Below are 3,777 nucleotides of genomic sequence, written 5' to 3'. Positions count from 1 at the left end.
ATCCTCAGGGAATACCGCAGGCAAAGGTTCAGAATTATTCAAGTCAGGCAGTTCCGGTTCGACAATTGGTGGGGTTATCCCCAGCAATTCAACCTCGAAGGTAAGTGCCTCACTTGGTCCAATACTGTTGTTCCCGCGTTTGCCATAAGCAAGTTCGGATGGAATAAAAAGTTTCCATTTCGCACCGACTTTCATCAACTGTAACGCTTCAGTCCATCCAGCAATTACCTGCCCAACTTTAAATTTCGCAGGCTCTCCACGATCACGAGAGGAATCAAATACTGAACCATCGATCAGAGTGCCATGGTAATGAACTTCCACTTCATCCTCAGCTGTGGGCTGATCACCCTTCCCTTTTTTCAATACTTGATATAATAAACCACTCTCGGTTTCCTTGGTGTTTTTTTGTTTTCGTTGCTTCGAAAGGTATTCGGCACTTTTGGCAAGGTTGATTTCAGGAAGAGACTTCGCCTGCTTATACAATCTGTTCAATCTTTCATATTCTACCAATCGTGATAAATAATCAGCCGCCTTAAGATCTTCGCTCAAAGCCTTGCGTTGAGCTTCATATCCTTCCTCGTCACTATTCCCCAAAGCATCAACACCCAACAAATACCTAGCTTCAAACCGGTCAACATTGAGTAAACTTGCATCATTGGAAATGGAAACCAATGCGTTTTGTCCATCATCCTTTTGGTCATCTTTGATCAAGGAGACCGCATGACCAATTTTCGCACGCCCTAACAACGGATCTCCAACCAATCGATTTGCTGCGGCTAAAAAACTTTTTGCCGACTCTGCAAAACGGGAATCTCCATACTGTATAGAAGCCGCTCGGTATTGAGCTACTCCACCTAAAGTATCCTCATAATCCTCCGCAAAAGAGAGAAATTTTTCTTCGGATCCAACCTCTCCCAAACTAGCATTCAAAAAACGTAAACTTCTTTCGGCAGACTCTTCTTCCTTTGAATCATTGTAAAAAGAAGAGATTGCAACTCCCAGGGCAATGATACCAAGAACAGAAAAAAGAGTATTCTTACTCTTTTTCCATACCTCTACCTCATCATAGGGACGAACTCCTGCGGCTTCCTCAGCTGTCAGTCCGTCCACCTGTTCTTCAACTGGTTCTTCGTTTTGCTTGGGCTCTTCGTTTTGATCGTTGTTCGCCATCTGATTTGAAAATTTAAAAAGCTTATAATCCTCTTGATTTTATGGGCAAAGTCAACGATCGCTTTACCTCAAAACAAGACAACACACCTAGACTTTAGCGATAAGACTCAGTGGAGTAGTCGTAAAACCTGATAGTTTGACCGGCTTTGCTCGGTGTCAGATATAACCAATACCCAGTTTGATGGGACCACAAGTAGGGCCATGTATCTTCCTTTGTCCATAACCATCCGTTTTCTTCACGCCACAACCAGACACTATTTTCCTTGGCACTTGATGAGTATAACCATCCAAGATGAGCATGGTACAACCAGCCCCTCTCGTTGTAGATAAAACTACCAAACCAGTTAGAATTTTTCCAACCGCCCTCTCGTTCCTCGACCTCTCCCCACCAAGGCTTAGGAACCTCAGGGATAGTCACCTTCCTTACTGCACCAATTCCATAACCTGCAACATTCTTAGCCCATGCCCGGAAATACATCGTTTTTTCAAAAGGACTTTTGGTCACCTTTAGTTTGAAAGTGGAAGGGTCGCCCACACCTCTCACCCAATAAACTTTGGATTTTTGAGGATCCATGGAAACCCCGGATGATATAACAAATCCAAAATCAGTGATTTGGCCCTGACCGTCAGATAGAACTCTACCCTTTAAATCGATCGAATCATCCTCGTTGATTGAAGTGGTACGAGTAATCAGGATTGGCTTATTGGAGAGCAAATACGGATTATCCGGATCGGTTTGATTGTCCATTTCATCATCATTGGAAATCCCATCTCCATCCCTGTCATCATCAATAACATCCTCAACTCCATCTCCATCCATATCTTCAAGCGTATTGATAACAGATACATAAAAGTTTTTCTCAGTAGATTTATTATGTTCATTCCAAACCCGGACAGAAATCGGAAACCTTTGAGAGTCGGATTCATAATCAAATACAGTGCCCGTTTTTAAAGTACCATTGACGTCCAAAGAAAAGAGCAATCGATCATGATCCGCCCCACCAGAGATGAGTTCAAACCGCAGGCTAGATTCATTCAAATCATTGGCACGAAAATGCCCAACCACAGAACCAATTGGCCGGTTTTCTTTAATTGTAAGCTTACCTACCGAAACCAAATTCTCTGGAGCATTACCAAATACTCTCACTAACCGTTCGATGTTTTTGGACTTATTTCCAGCTTGGTCTGTGTGCTCGTAAATCAATAGATAATCTCCGGGAATAGAAGTATTCACCTGCCCTATTCCCATGACTTTGCCAGCACCATCAACCGCATCTGTCCAACCAGCTCCAAGGTCAGTAAAATTACTTCCCACAGGAATTGATAACACAGTCTCTCCATTTAAAGCTAGAGTGGGGGCTGTTCGATCGGCCACAATCACAGTTCTAAAGACCGTAACCGCAGAATTCCCGCTCGAATCGGTAAATGAATAGGTTAACAAATATTCTCCGGGCAGGTTGCTATTTACATCACCAGTAATGTGGGGGGCTCCATTGCCATCTACCTGATCAAACCAAGTAGCACCCGGGTCCACAAATTTGATTCCTGCTTCGTGAATAACCCTGGATCCACCTGAGAGCCTAATCACAGGAGACTCACTATCGACCACATGGATTGTACGAATAATATTTGGCGAATTATTTCCCTGCGAGTCTCTGTAAGAATAGGATAGAAAATAAGTACCCACCATAAGATCATTTACCTGCCCACTACCGAGTACATGCCCCTGCCCGTCCACCGCGTCAGTCCATACAGCACCTTGGTCTATAAAGTTCAAACCTACCAAATGCGTTAAGTTTCCATCGCCCAACAAGCTTATTTGTGGTGAGGTTGTATCCACCACCTGCACCTCACGAGTTTTCTGGGTTGATGCATTGCCTGCTTTATCGGTGTGTTGGTAGCTAAGTAAATAACTCCCAAGCTTGGAGGCGTTTACTTCGCCACTCACCCGTGCCTGTCCCGTTCCGTCCACGACATCCGTCCACTCCGCTCCGGCATCGATGTATTCCGCGCCTGCTTCGTGAGTGATATTAGCGTCTCCGAGGAGGGTGATCACCGGGGCGGTGTCGTCCACATCCAACACCTGAATCTCAAATATTTGTTCAAGCGAGGCATTGTGCTCATCTCTAACCTGTAAGCGTACGGAAAAGGTTTGGTTAGACTCGTAATCGAACGACTCCTTGGAGCGAAGGTTGTTGTGCGGTCCAATATAAAACAAGTTGTTATTTCTAGATCCCTGACCCTGTGCCCTAGCAAAAGTTAGCGATATGTTGCCATCCGGGTCGCTTCCACTCAGCTTGCCAACGATGGTGCCAGTCGGCTCGTTTTCAAAAATCGATGCATTGCTAAGTACCAGCGACTTGGGGGCTGCATTGGCCACCGAGTTCGGATCGAGCGGATCAGACCCATAGGACAGTTCATCCAAATCTAAGAAACCATCGTTGTCATCGTCCGGATCGTAGTGATCCTCCACTCCGTCCCCATCATGGTCCTCCACCACATTTAAGAGGTGAATAACAAATACTTTTTCTAGGGAGAAATTATGCTCGTCTGTCACCCGCACACGGATGGAGAAATTGTGCTCATCGGTTTCGTAGTCAAATACCT

At 45.0% G+C, this 3,777-nt stretch carries 2 protein-coding genes; both read right to left on the bottom strand.

Annotation, left to right across the window (positions count from 1 at the left end; all coding sequences use genetic code 11):
* Window positions 1-1,170, bottom strand: a 1,170-nt coding sequence (locus tag ACKPQ4_RS04090) for an FKBP-type peptidyl-prolyl cis-trans isomerase (protein ID WP_407679933.1), incomplete at its 3' end; no start/stop codon positions are given.
* A 94-nt stretch (window positions 1,171-1,264) separates the two neighbouring features.
* Window positions 1,265-3,777: immunoglobulin-like domain-containing protein (locus ACKPQ4_RS04085; RefSeq protein ID WP_407679932.1), on the bottom strand; the 2,513-nt coding region annotated here is incomplete at its 5' end.

It is taken from the genome of Candidatus Chordibacter forsetii (assembly GCF_964187505.1).
Classification (GTDB): Bacteria; Verrucomicrobiota; Verrucomicrobiia; order Opitutales; family Seribacteraceae; genus Chordibacter; species Chordibacter forsetii.
Note: the sequence above shows the minus strand (reverse complement) of the source record. Positions and strands in the feature narration are given on the sequence as shown.